Here is a 17,603-nt window from a genome sequence, read left to right as displayed (position 1 = left end):
TTTTTATATGCTTGTTTTTATAACTGTCTTTTTGTTTTTTAAATCATTTTCAGCTCATTTTTTTGAGCGTTTTACTTGTGGATCTGTAGCAAACCAACCTCTAGTTAAAGGTCAGATGGCCACCTAATCTAAATCGACTTCCTGGATGCACTAAACGTGCAAAACTCACCACACCTTGGCGTGACCAAGTGCGGCGAGTAATCTGTAAACAGGGCTCTGAGGCCTCGATGTTGAGCAGTGCTAGCTGCGCATCATCGGCCATTTTGGCTTCAATGGTGTGCTTGGCTTCCGTTAGCGGTGCCACCATAGATAAATATTCGTGCGGCGTTTGTTTAATAAAATCTTGCGCTAAATACTCAGGCACGAGTTTAGGGTTAACAAAACGCTCCTCTAATTGCAGCGGCGTACCCTGCTCGCAGTGCACTAGCACCGACTGATAAACAGCGCTGCCCTCTTCTAGCCCTAATGCAATCGCTATGGCACCTGTGGCGCTAGCTTGGCTCAAAGACACTTGCTGCACGCTATAACCATGGCCACGGTCTTTGATCTCATCAGCAATATTGCGGATTGCCATCATCGAAGATTGGCTTTTAAGCCCCGCAACAAAAGTGCCCAATCCTTGAGAACGCTCTAACACACCAGATTCGGTAAGCTCCGTTAAGCCACGCCTTGCGGTCATTCGACTACAGCCAAACAGTTCAGCCAGCTGGTTTTCCGACGGCACACGGCTGTCTTCGGCCCACTCGCCAGATTCTATTTGGGCTAAAATATATTGCTTAATCTCTTCAAACTTCGGCATTGCCATATCAGGTTTGATTACCTTTATCGGTTGCTTTGCTATCACGGTTTTAATTTTTGATGACCGATACACCATGCTGGGTGTTAGCGGTCAATTAACAGTTGTCTGCTATTTATAATGATCAAAAACTCGGCTACAATCCTAGCTTGTATATACAAGTAAATACAAGCTAGCTCACAAATTATTTTTCGTGACGATGCTTAGTGTTAGTATTCAACCACTAGCTAAAACAACAAAAAGAGAGTGCAGTATGTCGTGGGATCAAGTCTGGATTGATATCAATATCGCTACCATGTCACCAACCATTTCAGAGCCTTACGGTGCAATCAAAGATGCTGCATTAGCGGTTAAAGATGGCAAAATTGCCTGGGTAGGGAAACGTAGCGAGCTGCCAGAATTTGATGTACTTGCCACGCCAATTTACAAAGGTAAAGGTGGCTGGATTACTCCGGGGCTGATTGATGCTCACACCCATTTAGTATTTGCAGGCAACCGTGCCAATGAATTTGAACTACGACTGCAAGGTGCTAGCTACGAAGAGATTGCTCGTAGTGGCGGCGGTATCATCTCAACCGTTAAAGCCTGCCGTGAAGCCGACGAAGCCGAACTGTTTGAGCTAGGCCGTCAGCGCCTTAATGCACTGGCAAAAGAAGGTGTCACCACAGTTGAAATCAAATCGGGTTACGGCTTAGATATTGAAACCGAGTTAAAACTGCTGCGGGTAGCACGCGAGCTAGGTAAGCATCATCACGTGGATGTAAAAACTACCTTTTTAGGTGCGCATGCAATCCCGCCAGAATACAAAAATGATAGCGACGCCTATGTCGATTTAGTGATCAACGAGATGCTGCCTCAAGTGATTGCCGAAGGTCTTGCCGATGCCGTCGATGTATTCTGTGAGAATATCGCCTTTAGCTTAGAGCAAACTGAGCGAGTGCTGACCGCAGCCAAAGATGCAGGACTGGATATCAAGCTCCACGCTGAGCAGCTATCAAATTTAGGCGGTTCAGCCATGGCAGCCAAGCTAGGCGCCAAGTCTGTAGACCATATCGAATACCTTGATGAAGCCGGCGTCAAAGCCCTGAGCGAAAGCGGCACCTGTGCCACCTTACTGCCCGGTGCTTTTTACTTCCTACGGGAAACCCAGCTACCTCCTATTGAGCTGCTACGCCAATACCAAGTCCCTATGGTGGTTGCCAGTGACTATAACCCAGGCTCATCGCCAATGTGTTCTAGCCTTTTGATGCTGAACATGGCTTGTACCTTAATGCGCATAACCCCAGAAGAAGCACTCGCAGGTATGACTCGCAACGCTGCCAAAGCCTTAGGGATTGAAGCTGAAGTCGGCGTGTTAGAAGCTGGAATGACCGCCGATTTCTGTTTATGGAATATTAGCACCCCCGCAGAGCTTTCCTACACCTACGGTGTTGGCTCTTGTATCGAAGTGGTTAAGAATGGCCGTTTAGTACATCAGTAATTTTCTATAAAAATCGGGGACACCTGAGCGATGAGGGTACTCATCGTTTTGGGGGTGGCTGTTAGTCTTTTATTATTTCAGGAACCTTGGAGTGGCTTCAGGCACCCGAGGTTCCAATTACCTGCAATAACTATATGTACAGATACTTTAATTACACGCAACTATCCCATACCGAAAAGATCCGCCATTAAATAGACGAGCATGACCATACTTGCACAATGTAACAAAAGCAGTTCGTTTAAGTTTACTACATGTTAGTGAACAACAAACTTACTCAGTATTAGCTCCTTCGTTAGCTTAAGAATTCGATAGCAATTCCTAGAAAGTTTTACCAAACCTACATGACTGAAAATTAACTACGATTTGCGGTCCGAATAAACTAGCCAAACAGGCCGTTTCAGCTTAGGATCTGAGCAATAAACAGATCAATAGCACATTGCGGAGTAACCAAACATCATGGGTATCAGAGCCATTGTCGTAGATACAGCCGGTACAACTACCGATCTTAACTTTATTGAGGATGTACTTTTTCCTTATTCAGCTAAGGTATTACCCGCTTTTCTTGCAGAAAATCAACACAATGTTTTAGTCGAAAACTGCATTTGTGATGTACAAGATATCGCACTAGAACCTGACGCTGATCTTGCTCGAGTAACTGAAATATTGTTGCAGTGGATTGAAGAAGACCGCAAAGCGACACCACTTAAAACCATTCAAGGTTTAATTTGGAAGCAAGGTTACGCTAACGGTGAGTTTAAAGGGCATATCTTCCCAGACTTTATCGAAGCACTAGACGGTTACAAGCAGCAAGGCCTGCGAGTGTATAGCTTCTCATCCGGTTCTGTTGATGCACAGAAATTACTATTTGGTAATAGCGATGCTGGCGATTTAACTGATAAGTTTAACGGCCACTTTGACACCCGCACGGGTAACAAACGCTTTAAGCAAGCTTACTGCAATATCCTCAATACGATAAGCCTTAGTCCGAAGCAGATTCTATTTGTTTCTGATGTGCTTGAAGAGCTAAAAGCAGCCAGTGAAGCAGGTTTAAATGTGGTACAAATGGTGCGCCAAGACAATCAACGCACGGGTGATTTTAAACAGATAAGCAGCTTTGCTGAAATTGAACTGTAAGCTATAGCACATACTGTTAAAGGCATTCTTAACCGAATGCCTTTTTTGTTTTTTCTGTTTATTCTTCGACGATATATTGTTGCTTTAACCTATCCCAATTATCACTCTGGCGGAAATACTCCTCTTGGCAATACTCGCCGTTTTGTAGCAATGACTGTGGCCTATCGAGCATCCCAACAAACTTCTGTGGATCACTGCCATAGATTAAACACAGAGTAGCAAAATATCGCTGCGCATCTAGGCTGTGCTCATCGGCAAAATCTTGCTCTTCAAATTCTTCAATACTTTCATCTTCTAAAGCAAACAGATCCGCAGCGCTGAGCGCGATATCTGCACCATCATCAAACGAATTGATTAGCAGTAAGGTCGCTAGAGTATCAACTGCATCTTCCTCCTTACCCAACACCATCACTTGATTCGCGTATATAAAGGCATGTCCATATTCGTGACCAATGGTGTGCAATAACGCATCTTGAGTTGCAGTTGCAGCACTAATGCCTGTTTCTTGATAGTTGTCTGCGCTAAAGCGGTTAAAGACCTCAGTAATAAACGAATAAGGAATATGGATCTGCATTAACTGAGGATCAAATAGAGGCCCGTCTTCGGCACCATAGACGATCTGTACAGGTTGCTGCAGCGGTAACTCATCAACTAGCAATTGTAGTTGTGGCTCAACAGATTTAATTAGCTTGTAGGCTTGCTGCTCTTGCGAGGATTTAACTGGCTCAAATTGGCTCACTGTTTTTGCTTGGCACAGGCTAACCGCGAATAAACTGCAACATGCTAATCCACCGATATAAATTGCTCTCACAGATACCTCTCACTAGTCCTTGTTGCGATAACAGCATGCTGGTATGCTGAACAAAAATCAAACAACCGTTTGAAATCGATTTACACTAATAATAAGAGATCATTATGGATAAGTTTCTCGAGCAATACCCGATAAATACTTCAATAAACGTCGCCTGGGGCGAAATGGATGCCCTACAACACGTCAATAATGTGGTTTATTTTCGCTATTTCGAAACCGCCAGAATCGACTTCTTTAACCAAATCAATCTACTCGAAGATCTACAAAAAACCGCGGTAGGTCCGGTGATCAGCGAAAACCAAGCGCGCTATAAACGACCAGTGACCTTCCCCGACACCTTAGTCGTTGGTGTCAGCATCAGTGACATTAATGATGACCGATTCATGATGCACTACCACGTTTTTAGCCAAACCCAGCAAGCTGTAACCACTATTGGCTCATCTCAAGTGGTGATGTTTAACTTTAAAACGGGACAAAAAGCGCAATTAACGCCACAGCTATTGGACGCGTTAAAAACCTATCTGCAGTAGCTCTGAGCCAGATATATCTGTATGGTTTTCTTTTGAAGTTTAAGTAAATTCAAAGGATTTTAGATGAGTGAAAAGATTGTCCATCAGTCTGATAATCACCAATTTGTGATTAATCTAGGCGCAGCGCAAGCGTTACTCACTTATGAGATTTTGCCGAGTAATACTCGGCTTAATAACCATAGTATTTGCAATTTCACTCATACCTTTGTCCCCAACGAACTGCGCGGAAAAGGCTTAGCAGAGAAGTTGGTTAGACATGGTATAGCATGGGCAAAATCGCAAGGATTACAGCTAGAAGCAAGTTGTTGGTATGTACAAAAATTCCTTTAGATTAGGCAAGCGGTACTTATTAGTTTAGCCAGCGTTTTATTGCTAATTGGCTGTGCCCAGCAACATGCTTTTATCAGCGCTAATGGCGTTAAGCCAGCTAAACTCAATGCATTAAGCCAGCAACTTGAAGCGCAAGGCTGGCAGGTAACGTTGACGCAACTGGAGATCCCCGCTGAATTGTCAGATACCAGTATCGCCATGAACCCCGCCCAACAAAATCAAGATGCTATCGAGCAGTTGATAACCCTGTTACAACAACTTGGGTTTAATCAGCCGCAAACCTATAAATTTGCTGAGGGAAAACACTTTTACAGTATCGATAATATCGGTCTCTATATCCGCGGCAGTCAGTCTACAGCCACGCTTCCTAGCTGGTTAAGAAGTGACAACTGCACAGCAGGCGACACGCTATTAGCATTAAATCCAGGCGGTAATGTCACCCTCGAACATGAAGTGTTAGATACAGAATTAGAGCAGCTAGATAGCTATCAAGGCCAGTGGTTATTTGATGGCGAGACGCTCACTATTCACATCATGGAGCACCAGCAGGACTATATACGTAAAGAGGTAATGAGAAAGACATGGCGAGGCGATAGCCCCGCGCAACTTTTCACTCCATTAAAAGAAGTCGAGTTTGCCCCGCTAAACTGCAGCTTCATCATTATTGAGATGGAATAACGTGGATGACACTATTCACCCGTTAACAAAGCCAGCTGCTGCCGTACCTCTTCACTCAAAGGTACACTTTTTTCGGCGGCATAATCGTAATGCACCATCGCCGTTTGCGCTTCTGCGGTTTTTTTGCCGTTTTGCCAACAGCTCTGAGTGAGCTCGAAACTACTATTGCCAATGCGACTGACCCAAGTTTTGACTGTCACGTCACTCGCAAAGTAAGTCGGTGCGTTAAAGGCGATGGTAAAACCTGCGACAATGAGATTCCATTTCGACAAGTCTTGCTGTGGATTAAAGATCTTAAAAATCGGTTCTCTGCCCGCTTCAAACCAAACTGGGATCACCGTGTTATTGATATGACCTAGCGCATCGGTTTCACAAAAACGCGGTTGTATGGTTAAGCTAAATTCACTCTGCTGCACGCTGTCTCTTCCTTATGCTTGTTATTATTGTTGGCATGTTATCGATTCATTCTACCGATATTTCTTTTTCAACGCAGTATTTGCTCACCTCGAGTTATACCTGCTCTGCTTATTTTAAGCCAGATAGCAAAAAGGGATGCATCGCATCCCTTTTCTATTGCTGTGTTAATCTTTTACCGCGCATACATCTTATCGATTTCTCGCGCATACTTATTGTAAATAACCTTACGGCGTAGCTTCATTGTTGGAGTGATTAAACCCGCTTCCATTGAAAATGCATCAGGCAGTAGAGTGAATTTTTTAATCTTCTCAAACCCTGCGAGCTCTGTTTGTAAGGTCTTTAAGCGCTCTTCAAAGTGCTCTACAACATGGGAATGACGCAGCAACTCAAGTGGCGATTCATAATGCACGCCCTTCTCTTTTGCCCATACTTCTAAAGACTCGAATGCAGGCACAATCAATGCGGTAACGTAGTTACGCGCATCAGCAATAATCGCTACCTGTTCGATGAATGGACAACAGCCGACTTTGCCCTCAACACGCTGCGGGGCAATATACTTTCCGTTTGAGGTTTTCATTAGCTCTTTAATACGGTCAGTGATAAACAGATTGCCGTTTTCGTCAATGTGGCCCGCATCACCGGTTTTAAGCCAGCCATCTTCAAAGGTTTCTTCGGTTTCTTGTGGGCGGTTATAGTAACCACGCATAACCGTATCACCACGAACAAGAATTTCGTTGTCTTTACCAAGCTTAATCTCGGTTTCAGGTAATACTTGTCCATTTGAGCCAGTCACTCTGTTACCCAACGTATTACAGGTCACTGTTGCAGTGGTTTCAGTCATACCGTAACCACACAGCACAGGTACATTAATGCTATGGAAGAAGCTAGCCACTTTAGTGTCTAGCGCAGCACCGCCACAGGGCATAAATTTAAGACGACCACCCAATACCTGTTGCAGCTTGCTATAAACTAGCTTGTTGGCTATTGCCCACTGCAAATTCAACATTGCAGAGCCTTTAGCTCGGCCTTGGCTGACTTCAAACTGGCGCTCACCCACTGACATCGCCCAAGCAAACATTTTCTGTCGTGCATTGGGGGCTTTACTCACCTTATCTTGTACTGCGCTATAAACTTTCTCTAGGAAACGCGGCACAACACATAATGTATGCGGACGCACAGCAGTAATGGCGTCTTTTGCTGTCATTGGATCCTGCAGATAAACATTGTGACCACCACGACAAAGCACATAGAAGCTCCAACCACGCTCAAATACATGGCTTAATGGCAAAAATGCCAATGAAGTATCGCCAGTTTCGAAGTTCATCTTCTGATCGTGTTGGCGCACAGTTGATGCAATATTACGGTGATCTAACATCACCCCTTTTGGCTCACCCGTGGTACCAGAGGTGTATATAAGCGTGAGTAGATCGTCAAGACTGGTATCGGCGAGTCGCTTTTGCAACTCTGTATCGACTGCCTTATCGAGCTCTCGCTCCAGCAGTGTATCTAAGTAAAAGTGATTATGGTTATCTTGCAGCGGCACACTCTTATCGAAAACCACAATGCGCGATACTGAATCACATTGGGCAATCAAATCACACGCCATAGCGTATTGCTCTGCGTCGCCAGCAAAAATAAGTTTAGCCTGTGCGTCGTTAACTATGTAAGCAGCTTGTTCTAAAGTGCTAGTCGGGTAGATAGGCACCACCACCGCTTTAGCCTTTAATAAGCCTAAATCAGCACAGGTCCACTGCGGACAGTTCTGTGAAAGGATCACCGCACGGTCTTGCGACTCTATGCCAAACTGGATTAACACCCGTGCAATTTTTGAGGTGACAACATCAAACTGGCCCCAGCTAACTTGATGCCAAGGAGCGGCCATTTCGAATCCTTCGAGTGCTATCGCATCGCCAAGTGCTTGGCTCTGTTGCTGTATAAGACGTATAACGTGAAATGACTCGAGTGACATAAAATAACTACCTTTTAGCTTACAAGTGTTCCGCTTTAAAGTAAGTTTACTCGAAGTTCGCTCAAAAACTAAGAGCTTTTGCTCTATTAGTGTTAAGTCAAACACAAAAAAAGACCGCTCATGCTGATGAACGGCCTTCGATTAACAAAAAATATCTTAAGCTAACCAGCTCAATTAAAACAGAAACACCTCAGTAACAAGTGTATGTAATTACGCCGCAAAAAGGCTGGCTAATTAATTCTATATTGATTTCAAACATAGCCGTTTAGTGCCCGGCAATAAAAACCTGTCATCCGCAACACAACAAAACCAGCCGGTTGATAACAGTTTCAAACAGTTAGCTAGACAATAGGTCACCACGCCATAGGCGATATTTGCCGTACCAAAGGCAGAAAAACGCTAATATTAGCAACGGAACGTCCCAAGCTACCCAGTGCCAAATATCACCGCCACTTTGCACCGTAGAAAGTGAGGAAGATACCCAGCCAGATTGCAGTGCGACAAAAAAGATTGTGGCGGAGATCTGCATTGAAGTACGACACATCGAGCCTAAACCTAATATCGCCGCGCAGCCAATCACATTACTCAAAACGATGTGGCACCAAACCGACAAACTCATCAGTGGTGATAGCAAGCTGACTAATGCAGCAGTCACCATCATGCTAACCGTTAATATGGCCAGTAAACGGTATTGGGCTAACATGAAGGCATTAATCATGCCCTGTTTGCCATCAAAGCCCGGCAATACGAATAGACTTTCTACCGCGCGCCAACGTTGAATACGGCTCCAGTGCAACATGGCGCAAGCGATACTACTAAACTGAATCAACAGAAATAGCACAGGCAACTGCACATCAAGTAAATACGCCCCAAGTGCTAAAAACAGTGTGACTAGCGGCATTGCTAGCAACATCATTGTCAGCATAGGGCCAATGAAATAGTTAGCGGGATGCAGATAGCGCTCGAATCGGTTAAGCAGCTTGGAAGACTTAAGTGATGGCAACCAAAACCAGCCCATCTCTAGACCATTAAGGTAAACAATACGAGCCTTACTATTCCAACCAAACCTTGATAGCTTGCGCCATAGAAGCACCAGCAAAATCAAATCCGCAAACAGCAATAAAGCACTGCCACTAGCAGGTAAAAGGTCTACCAAGTAGGGCAACATCGGCAAAGAGATATACAATACAAATGACAGATGAAAAGCACTGCTATTCTTCAAGCTAAAATAGAGAAAACCGAGCCCGAATAATAGTGTCAGCAGTAGCTCATCAAACTTATCAAATGCGTTATGTGCGGCTAAAAAAATGGTGGCGATGATAAGGCTTGTTATCAATAACGTAAGCGCTTGAAGCAGCACACTTTGTCGATATTGGGGCACAATAGCGGCCCACTCTGTAGCGGCTAAGCGGTTCATCTGCCAACCGATAGCGACACAAGTGGAAGCGACAAACATATTCATCAACAGCATTAGTGTGTCGACTTTGCGCTCGGCGTCATCGGCAAGCAAAAAAGGCATAGCTAATGCCATAATTAACCCCAGCAAGCCAACACCCAGAAAACTGGCGCAACCAAGATCAAATAACCACAGCCGAACAGAACCTTTTAACCACTTACCCGAGGTTATGAAGGCCCTATTCATGAGTGCAACTCCATAAACAGCTGCTCTAGATTAAGTGCATTAGCACTGATAAGCCCAGCAAACTGTTGCTGTTGATAGTTATCAACCAGCACATTATTGCCATTTCGATGCAATTCATTTAGCTCGACAGGCAGCGTGGCAGACTCACTCAGTTTTAATAGCCTCACTTGTTCTCTTAGCTCATCTATCTCTTTAAATATCACCAGCTCGCCATGCTTAATCAGCGCGAGATGGCTAGCAACCCGTTCAAGATCGGAAGTGATATGAGAAGAGAACAGCACACAAGAGCCTGACTCGACTGCTAATTCAAACAGATCGGCCATAAATTTACGTCTGGCGATGGGATCCAAGCTGGCCACGGGTTCATCAAGGATCAGCAGTTTGGGTCGGTAAGCCATTGCCATAATGAGTGCTAACGACTGACGTTGTCCAACCGATAGACGCTGCACCTGCTGCTTAGGATCAAGATCGAATCGTTGTAGCCACTCAGCCTCTAATGATCTGTCCCACTCAGGATAAAAACTCCGATGCAGATCCAGTGCTTTAGATACACTAAAGCCCTCATAACCAAAAGGTTGCTGCGGCACATAACCTATTTGCGTTTTTATCTCTGACGTCATCTGCTCAACGGGCGTTGCTAGCACCTCAATACTGCCAGAACTGGCTTGTATAATCCCCAAAGCGCAGCGCATTAAGGTCGATTTTCCCGCGCCATTTTGCCCCAGTAAACCCACAACCATTCCAGGGTACAGCGCCATATCTAATCCATTAAGCGCCACTTTATCATCAAAGCTTTTTGTCAGCTGCTTGCAGACTAAAATTGGTGTTTCATTCATATCCATCGAAAAAAATCCTTTAAATGTTACTTCCAGCGATCACCAAGCAGTGTTTTTAAAGCATCTAAGCTGATGCCGAGTTGTTTGGCCTGCTCAACAACCGCGTCAATCTGCGGGTGTAATAATTGTTCATTGGAGGTGATATCACTCTGCTCACGTTGTGCCACGCGAGTAGGTTGGCCACGGCGCCGCTCAAGCCAACCTTGCTCCACCAGCTGTTGCACCGCACGGCTCACCGTCATTGGATTTACCGTTAAATGCTCAGCCATCTGCCGTACTGACGGCAATACTTGCTCACTTTGTAGCTGGCCGCCCACAATCAAGCGCACGATCTGCTCGCTCAATTGTTTATAAATTGGTTCACCACTACTAGGGTTGACATTTAGTTGTTCTAACATTAGCCTTTAGTCACTGTATTAATACATTGATACACCGATACAGTAACAAGTTAACATATACCCGCTAAATTGCAAAAAGGAATCAGTATCATGCACCACGGAATGTATTCGCAATTACGAGCAGGAGTTTGTCCAACTCTGACGCGCCGTAAGAAAGTTGCCATCGCAGTTGCCATTTGGGCAGCTTTACTGCTTCCTTCTGTTCATTCGCAGCCACTTACGCTTTCAACGACAACGTCAGCATCAAGCACTGCCAGCAGCTGTTATGTTGACGGGCTATCAGAGCAGATGAACTGCGGCGCGGTCAGCGTACCTGAAAACTACGCCAAACCAGACGGCAAACAGATTCAAATACATTACGTGGTGATGCCAGCAATTAAGAGCAGTGGCAAAAGTGAAGCCTTGTTAGCGATTGCTGGAGGCCCAGGGCAATCAGCGATAGAGAATGCCCAAGGCTTCGATAAGATGCTCACTAAGGTGCGCCAAACTCGAGACGTTATCTTGATCGATCAGCGTGGTACTGGCCAATCAAACCAACTGCAATGTATCGGTGATGGCTTTGACAATGCACTAGCGATTAACGAAAGCGACTTTGATACTCGCGTCGAAACTCAAAAGTGTTTAGCTGAATTAGACGCCGATGTTACCCAATATGGCAGCCTACCCGCACTGAAAGATTTTGAAGCGGTAAGAGCCCATCTAGGCTATCAAAAGTTGCACCTTTATGGAGTCTCTTATGGGACTCGCATGGCACAACTTTATATGCGTCACTACCCTGAACATTTAGCCACGGTTACCTTAGATGGTGTCGTTCCGATGCAGCAAAGTGTATTGGCGATTGGTGATGCGATTGCCCGTGCTTTTGAGCTGGTGATCCAAGACTGTAGCAACAATGCTTTATGTCATAAGCAGTTTCCGCAGCTCGCTGCCGATCTGGAAAAGGTTGATGGCGAACTGGCTGAAGCGCCGAAAATAAGCACTATTGCAGATCCAACCACTGGCGAAGCAACCCAGCTCACCATGACTCGCAGTAAGTTTAAAGGTGCGCTGCGCATGGCACTTTACTCACCAAGCGTCCGAGCGCTGATCCCCCACGCCATTCATCAAGCCGCTAAAGGTAATTTCCAACCCATTACCGGTCTCTATGCCATGTCAATGGACAGCACAGGCATCGCTATGGGCATGCATGCCTCGGTGGTATGTGGCGAAGATTGGCAGCGATTAACACCTGAATTACGTGCCACTACAGCTGCAAACTATTTCGGTAAAGAGATGCTCAAGACCTTTGAGCAGTCATGTGCCGTATGGAACATGCCAGCTGTTGACGACAGTTTCAGCCAAGCCATCGCCAGTGACATTCCGACTCTGTTGTTATCTGGAGAATTAGATCCTGCCACGCCGCCAAGTTGGGGAGAGATGGCGATGGAGAAATTAACCAATGCCAAACACTTTATCGCCCCTTATGCGACTCATGGGGTTGCCTACCAATCTTGTGGCAATAACTTAATTGCCGAACTGGTCGAAAAAGGCGCGGTAACCGACATAGATGCTGAATGTTTAAGCAAAGATACTCGCCGTAATTTCTATTTGAATGCGAGTACCGTAGAAGCCATTCCAGCCAATGCTAATGAGCAAAAAACCACGTTAAGCGCCGATGCTGATAAAGCTTTGAGCCCACAACAAGCCCTGAATAAGTAAGGAAACACTGATGATTAAAGTATCAAACTTGTCAAAACGCATCGGAGATGTGCAGGCGCTGAATGATTTAAGCTTCTCAGCTCTCGACGGTCAAATTACAGGGTTACTAGGCCCTAATGGCGCGGGTAAAACAACCTGTTTACGCACAGTGTTTGGCCTACTCAAGCCCGACAATGGTATCGCTGAAATCGACGGAATTAACATTGCCAAATCACCGGTTGCAGCCAAGCAGCAGCTGGGATTATTTCCCGACCCATTTGGACTGTACGAACGTTTAACCCCACGGGAATACATCAGTTACTTTGCCGAGCTCAATGGTTTATCGCGTAAAGATGCCAAACAAGCCACCAGCAATGTAATTGAGAAACTGCACCTAGCTGATATTGCAGACAGGCAGTGCAAAGGCTTTTCTCAAGGTCAACGAATGAAAACAGCGCTGGCACAAGCCATTGTTCATCAGCCAACCAATATTATTCTCGATGAGCCGACGCGAGGGCTAGATGTAATGAGCACTCGGGTACTGCGTGACATATTGCGAGACCTTAAAAACCAAGGTCACTGTGTACTGTTTTCCAGCCACGTGATGCAGGAAGTTGCCGCACTGTGCGACCAAGTGATTGTGATGGCTGAGGGTAAAGTTGTTGCCGTTGGTAGCCCTGAAGCCTTGTGCCAACAAACGGGCAAAGCCTCACTGGAGGATGCCTTTATTCAGCTTATCGGCACCGATGAAGGGATTGCCGCATGATGCATTCAATAATAAAAACACGCAATGCAGCCCAGCACAACGGCAACAAAAGGATATTGAAATGAGTAATAAAATAATCACCATGCTCCGCAAAGAGCTTATTGATGCCGCACGAGACAAACGCTCGGTAATGGCTGGGCTTTACTATGCAATGGGTGCACCACTGCTGATGTGCGGCATGTTCTTTATGTTGATCGGCCAGTTAACTAGCCCAGAAGATTTGAATATCAACATCGACAACCCGCAAGGCGCTCCTGATCTAGTGAAGTACCTATCTAGCAAAGGGATTAATCAAACCGATGGTGAGAATACCAAGGATATTTTGCTGGTCATCAGTGATGATTACGCCAGCAATATGGCTAAAGGGATCAGCGCTGACGTTACTCTTATTGCCGATGCATCCAATGAAAAGCTACAAAAATCGATTCGCCGCCTCGAAAAACGCTTGCAAGAATACAGCGCAGAGATGGGCAGTTTACGTCTAATTGCTCGCGGTATTGACCCGAGAGTCATGCAACCTATTAAGCTAAACGTAGAAGACCAAGCTACACCAGATTCAAAAGCAGGCATGATCTTAGGTATTGCCACTATGACGATGATCTACGCGGTGTTTATTTCAGGAATGAACCTCGCGATTGATACCAGTGCCGGTGAGCGCGAACGTAACTCGTTAGCGTTATTGCTGAGCCATCCAGTATCAACAGGGCAAATTGTATTATCTAAAATTCTCGCCGTGACCATCTTTGCGATGATAGGTCTGCTATTGACCTTAATCGTCTCGAAGTTTGCTTACAGCTTTGTCCCTTGGCAGGAGCTAGGCTTTAGCGTCAGCGTTAACAGTAGTTTCATCGGCATGATGATGCTAGTTGGCCTACCCGTCGCCATTATGGCTGCCTGCCTACAGCTGTTTGTATCGTTTATGGCTAAGAGCTTTAAGGAAGCCCAGTCGTACCTCACCATAGTGCTCATTTTACCCATGATGTTAGCGATGGCTGCTAGTTACAACATAGCCCCTGATACTTTACAGTGGTTACCAGTATCAGGTCAGCTTCAAGCATTGATGGAGTTTATTAAAGGTAGAGAGCTGCCTGTAGTGCAACTCGCTATATCATCCATTACCACGCTGGTGATTTCCGCAGGCTTAGCAATGGGTATGCAAAAGTCACTGAAAAGCGAAAAAATTGTCTTTGGTTTATAAGTAGAACAATTAGCCTCTTAGCGATTTAAGAGGCTTAATATGAATGAATTTAATACTCACAGCAACTGTGAGTATTAAACTTTTGCCGATAGGCTCTGGGCGACACACTGGTTAACTGGATAAATAACTTTCTAAAAGAACTTACATCTTCATAGCCGACCTTAATCACTATCTGCTCTAATGCTAACTCAGTGGTTTCCAGTAAGCGTTTGGCTTCATCCACTCTAAGCCTTTGCATGTAGCTTGCTGGCGTTTCATTGAGTGCCCTTTTAAAGCGGCGGATTAAAGTACGCTTACCTACGGCAAACTTATCGGCAATATCATCCAATAAAAAACTCTCGGCTAAATGCAGCTGCATCCAATCTTGAATACGGCTGACGAGCTGATCCTTATGCTGCGGATCTGCATCTAGTGTCATAAAAGGTTGCTGCGAGATACGGTTGGGGTCGATAAGCAAGACCTTAGCCATTTGCGTGGCAATCTGCTCACCAACCAGTTGTTTAACCAGTTGCAACGCCAAGCTTAAGTTAGCCGTAGTGGCACCTGCGGTATGCAGCTGACCATCGTTGATGACTAAGTGATCCATGCATAAATTGACCTTTGGGAATCGACGTTTAAATAGCTCGGCCAACCACCAGACGCAAGTAGCGGTTTTACCGTCGAGTAAACCGCTTGCCGCTAACACCAACGTACCTGAGCAGTAGGCAGCTATCGGCTTACCCGTTTCGGCGAACTGATGCAGGCTCGACATATGTGGGTGAAATGCTTTTAAGTAACTTTCTAGCTCTGTGCGGTTGGTGATGGTGGATGAAGCAACGACTACCGCATCGGCGTGTGATAAATAATGTTCGGCATCTGAGTGAGGCACGACAGGCAATGATAAGCCATAGTCACTGCTAATTGGTTCTCCGTCAGGTGACAGAATTTTACACTCAAACAGATCCTCTTCAGCATTGGCTTGTGTCACCTTCCAGTAAGTATTACAGAAGCTAAATACATCCATAAAACTGATGATGCCACCAGCAACTGCATTATCTGCAGCTAACACTACGATTCTTTTCACAGAAACCCACCTGTCACTAATCACCTTTATTTTGTCAATAATGCCACTTATCTGTTAATTGTCCAGAATTTAAACTATATCCAAGTTGTTATTAGTCCAGCCAAACAGGCACCAGCGACAAAACAAGGAGTTCGTTATGAAGTCATTCTCTACTAAACATCTATTCAGCGTCAGTTATTGGTTATTGAGCTGGGCATTGTTGGTCTGGCTCAATTTTAGTATCGAGCCCAATGCAATGGTGCACTTCGTAATGATCCCTGCTTTGCTACTCATCACTGGGCTTAACGCCGCCAGCTTATGCAACAACAAATGCTAGCAGCGTTGTGAACTCAGCAAATAAAGTAACGCTGGATGCAGTTACCGAATGAACATTTATGTGCGGACCTCCAAGGACGGAGGGAATGCCAATAAATGTATGGAACATTTATGGCCTGACACAAATACCAAAACTATCCCATCCATGGGTTTTGGCATAAGTGTTCTGACCTCCAAGGACGGAGGGAATGCCAATAAATGTATGGAACATTTATGGCCTGACACAAAAAAGCCCGAATTGATTCGGGCTTGTGAGCATTTTAATCCAGCTTAAGCGAACTACTTTGCTTTGGGTCTAAAAGGCTTGATGACTGCTTCATCACACTCTAAAAATGGGCCATCCATAAGGTCGATGCAGTAAGGTATTGCAGGGAATACAGCATCTAAACATTCACGAATAGATTTAGGCTTGCCCGGTAGGTTAACAATTAAAGAATCACCACGAAGACCTGCTGTTTGACGAGATAAAATCGCAGTCGGTACAAACTTCAATGACTCTGCACGCATCAACTCGCCAAAACCTGGCATCATACGATCGCATACCGCTTCAGTTGCTTCAGGGGTAACATCACGCTTAGCAGGACCGGTACCACCAGTGGTGACAATCAGGCTACAGTTTTGCACATCTGCCATATCAATAAGTGTTGCTTCAATCGCATCGGTTTCATCAGGAATAACCTTATAAACAGGCTCCCAGTCAGAAGTAAGGTACTCATTAAGTACGTCAATAATCGCCTTGCCTGAAAGATCTTCGTATATACCGGCACTAGCGCGATCACTGACAGTCACAATACCTATTTTTGCTTTGCTCATTGCTTAATCCTTTCACTTTAATCTGTTGCGAAACCACCCGCGGCTATCTGCCATCGAATGTCAAAATCTGTTGAGGCTATAATACCAGCTCTTACTGAGTGTGCATAAGCTCTGACTAAAAACCTGCCAGCAAGAATGGCTATAAAGTAGCATAAAGTTAACTAGCGAGATTTGATAAATATCTAATAGTTACCGATCCAACTTAAAGATGCAGCTTTGAGAGTAATCAGAATATGCGTTAGAGCAAAGGCTAAAGCCACACAGCTATAGCCTTCGTGACTGCCAGTACTTTTGTTTCCAGTAGCTATTGTCCAAACTGGAGATCATCACTCCTTGGCTCGTTGAAGCATGTAAGAACTGATGGTTACCTATGTAGATCCCAACGTGACGTGTACTCCAACCTGTTTTGAAAAAAACCAGATCACCTGGCCTCAAATTACTTTTACTGACACTTTTACCCACAGCACTTTGTTCATCAGTAGTACGCGGTAATGATAAGCCAAATTTTTGCTCAAATCCCAGCAGCACAAAACCAGAGCAGTCAACACCCCGCTTACTCATACCACCGAAGCGGTAAGGCGTGCCTTTCCATTCTTTATGTAATTGCATTAATTGACTTTTTACTGCATCACTATTCTCTAATGCAATCTTATCTCTCGCTGCAGTTTGCAGAGTTTCATCACCATTGGGTGCACTTGAACAGGCATTTAATAAAAGTAATAAGCTTAAAACCACAATGAATTTCATATA

Annotated in this window: 19 protein-coding genes; 9 read left to right on the top strand and 10 right to left on the bottom strand. The window is 45.0% G+C overall.

Going from position 1 to position 17,603, the window contains the following annotated elements; genetic code table 11:
* Positions 1–100: 100 nt before the first annotated feature.
* Positions 101–805, bottom strand: coding sequence for a histidine utilization repressor (gene hutC, locus K5R16_RS14585; RefSeq protein ID WP_220738354.1), 705 nt, complete (start codon positions 803–805; stop codon positions 101–103).
* 244 nt (positions 806–1,049) lie between these two features.
* Between hutC and hutI the strand changes: the two genes are divergently transcribed.
* Both hutI and mtnC read left to right on the top strand, forming a co-directional pair.
* The gene (gene hutI, locus K5R16_RS14580) at positions 1,050–2,276 is read left to right on the top strand and encodes an imidazolonepropionase (protein ID WP_220738289.1); all 1,227 of its coding nucleotides are present in this window, start codon (positions 1,050–1,052) and stop codon (positions 2,274–2,276) included.
* Positions 2,277–2,732: 456 nt separating this feature from the next.
* Entirely contained in the window at positions 2,733–3,410 is a 678-nt protein-coding gene (gene mtnC, locus K5R16_RS14575) for an acireductone synthase (RefSeq protein WP_220738288.1), read from the top strand.
* Between the two features lie 58 nt (positions 3,411–3,468).
* Here the strand turns inward: mtnC and K5R16_RS14570 are convergent, their stop codons facing one another.
* Positions 3,469–4,221 carry a DUF4344 domain-containing metallopeptidase gene (locus K5R16_RS14570; RefSeq protein ID WP_220738287.1) on the bottom strand — a complete coding sequence of 251 codons (753 nt, stop codon included), beginning with the start codon at positions 4,219–4,221 and terminating at the stop codon, positions 3,469–3,471.
* Between the two features lie 104 nt (positions 4,222–4,325).
* Here K5R16_RS14570 and K5R16_RS14565 point away from each other — a divergent pair, with 104 nt between their 5' ends.
* The 3 genes from K5R16_RS14565 (at position 4,326) to K5R16_RS14555 (ending at position 5,759) form a co-directional block, all read left to right on the top strand.
* Positions 4,326–4,751, top strand: a complete 426-nt coding sequence (locus K5R16_RS14565; protein ID WP_220738286.1) for a thioesterase family protein — start codon at positions 4,326–4,328, stop codon at positions 4,749–4,751.
* A gap of 63 nt (positions 4,752–4,814) precedes the next feature.
* Positions 4,815–5,081, top strand: coding sequence for a GNAT family N-acetyltransferase (locus K5R16_RS14560; RefSeq protein WP_220738285.1), 267 nt, complete (start codon positions 4,815–4,817; stop codon positions 5,079–5,081).
* A 39-nt stretch (positions 5,082–5,120) separates the two neighbouring features.
* Positions 5,121–5,759: a hypothetical protein gene (locus tag K5R16_RS14555; protein WP_220738284.1), complete on the top strand. Its 639-nt coding sequence runs from the start codon at positions 5,121–5,123 to the stop codon at positions 5,757–5,759.
* Between the two features lie 11 nt (positions 5,760–5,770).
* On the opposite strand, the gene K5R16_RS14550 is transcribed toward K5R16_RS14555, so the two are convergent.
* The 5 genes from K5R16_RS14550 to K5R16_RS14530 form a co-directional block, all read right to left on the bottom strand.
* Complete coding sequence (locus K5R16_RS14550) at positions 5,771–6,175, bottom strand: thioesterase family protein (protein ID WP_220738283.1); 405 nt, start codon at positions 6,173–6,175, stop codon at positions 5,771–5,773.
* Between the two features lie 173 nt (positions 6,176–6,348).
* Positions 6,349–8,145: a long-chain fatty acid--CoA ligase gene (locus tag K5R16_RS14545; protein WP_220738282.1), complete on the bottom strand. Its 1,797-nt coding sequence runs from the start codon at positions 8,143–8,145 to the stop codon at positions 6,349–6,351.
* Between the two features lie 337 nt (positions 8,146–8,482).
* Entirely contained in the window at positions 8,483–9,787 is a 1,305-nt protein-coding gene (locus tag K5R16_RS14540; RefSeq protein WP_220738281.1) for a hypothetical protein, read from the bottom strand.
* Complete coding sequence (locus K5R16_RS14535; protein ID WP_220738280.1) at positions 9,784–10,629, bottom strand: ABC transporter ATP-binding protein; 846 nt, start codon at positions 10,627–10,629, stop codon at positions 9,784–9,786. Before K5R16_RS14535 ends, K5R16_RS14540 begins: the two co-directional genes overlap by 4 nt.
* A gap of 20 nt (positions 10,630–10,649) precedes the next feature.
* Positions 10,650–11,021, bottom strand: a complete 372-nt coding sequence (locus K5R16_RS14530) for a GntR family transcriptional regulator (RefSeq protein ID WP_220738279.1) — start codon at positions 11,019–11,021, stop codon at positions 10,650–10,652.
* A gap of 90 nt (positions 11,022–11,111) precedes the next feature.
* On the opposite strand from K5R16_RS14530, the gene K5R16_RS14525 reads away from it, so the two are divergent.
* The 3 genes from K5R16_RS14525 to K5R16_RS14515 all read left to right on the top strand — a co-directional run bounded on the left by K5R16_RS14525 (position 11,112) and on the right by K5R16_RS14515 (position 14,662).
* On the top strand, positions 11,112–12,719 hold the full coding sequence (locus K5R16_RS14525; RefSeq protein ID WP_220738278.1) for an alpha/beta hydrolase: 1,608 nt from the start codon (positions 11,112–11,114) through the stop codon (positions 12,717–12,719).
* Between the two features lie 10 nt (positions 12,720–12,729).
* Complete coding sequence (locus K5R16_RS14520) at positions 12,730–13,464, top strand: ATP-binding cassette domain-containing protein (RefSeq protein WP_220738277.1); 735 nt, start codon at positions 12,730–12,732, stop codon at positions 13,462–13,464.
* A gap of 61 nt (positions 13,465–13,525) precedes the next feature.
* Positions 13,526–14,662, top strand: coding sequence for an ABC transporter permease (locus K5R16_RS14515; RefSeq protein ID WP_220738276.1), 1,137 nt, complete (start codon positions 13,526–13,528; stop codon positions 14,660–14,662).
* A gap of 49 nt (positions 14,663–14,711) precedes the next feature.
* Here K5R16_RS14515 and K5R16_RS14510 read toward each other — a convergent pair whose 3' ends face one another.
* Positions 14,712–15,725, bottom strand: coding sequence for a GlxA family transcriptional regulator (locus K5R16_RS14510; RefSeq protein ID WP_220738275.1), 1,014 nt, complete (start codon positions 15,723–15,725; stop codon positions 14,712–14,714).
* 136 nt (positions 15,726–15,861) lie between these two features.
* On the opposite strand from K5R16_RS14510, the gene K5R16_RS14505 reads away from it, so the two are divergent.
* Entirely contained in the window at positions 15,862–16,041 is a 180-nt protein-coding gene (locus K5R16_RS14505) for a hypothetical protein (protein ID WP_220738274.1), read from the top strand.
* A 278-nt stretch (positions 16,042–16,319) separates the two neighbouring features.
* Here the strand turns inward: K5R16_RS14505 and mog are convergent, their stop codons facing one another.
* Both mog and K5R16_RS14495 read right to left on the bottom strand, forming a co-directional pair.
* Entirely contained in the window at positions 16,320–16,853 is a 534-nt protein-coding gene (mog, locus tag K5R16_RS14500) for a molybdopterin adenylyltransferase (RefSeq protein ID WP_220738273.1), read from the bottom strand.
* 264 nt (positions 16,854–17,117) lie between these two features.
* On the bottom strand, positions 17,118–17,600 hold the full coding sequence (locus K5R16_RS14495) for an NlpC/P60 family protein (protein ID WP_220738353.1): 483 nt from the start codon (positions 17,598–17,600) through the stop codon (positions 17,118–17,120).
* Between the last annotated feature and the right edge of the window lie 3 nt (positions 17,601–17,603).

This window comes from Shewanella sp. c952 (genome assembly GCF_019654975.1).
Classification (GTDB): Bacteria; Pseudomonadota; Gammaproteobacteria; order Enterobacterales; family Shewanellaceae; genus Shewanella.
The sequence above is the reverse complement of the archived record's forward strand: the minus strand, read 5'-3'. Positions and strand labels throughout refer to the sequence as shown.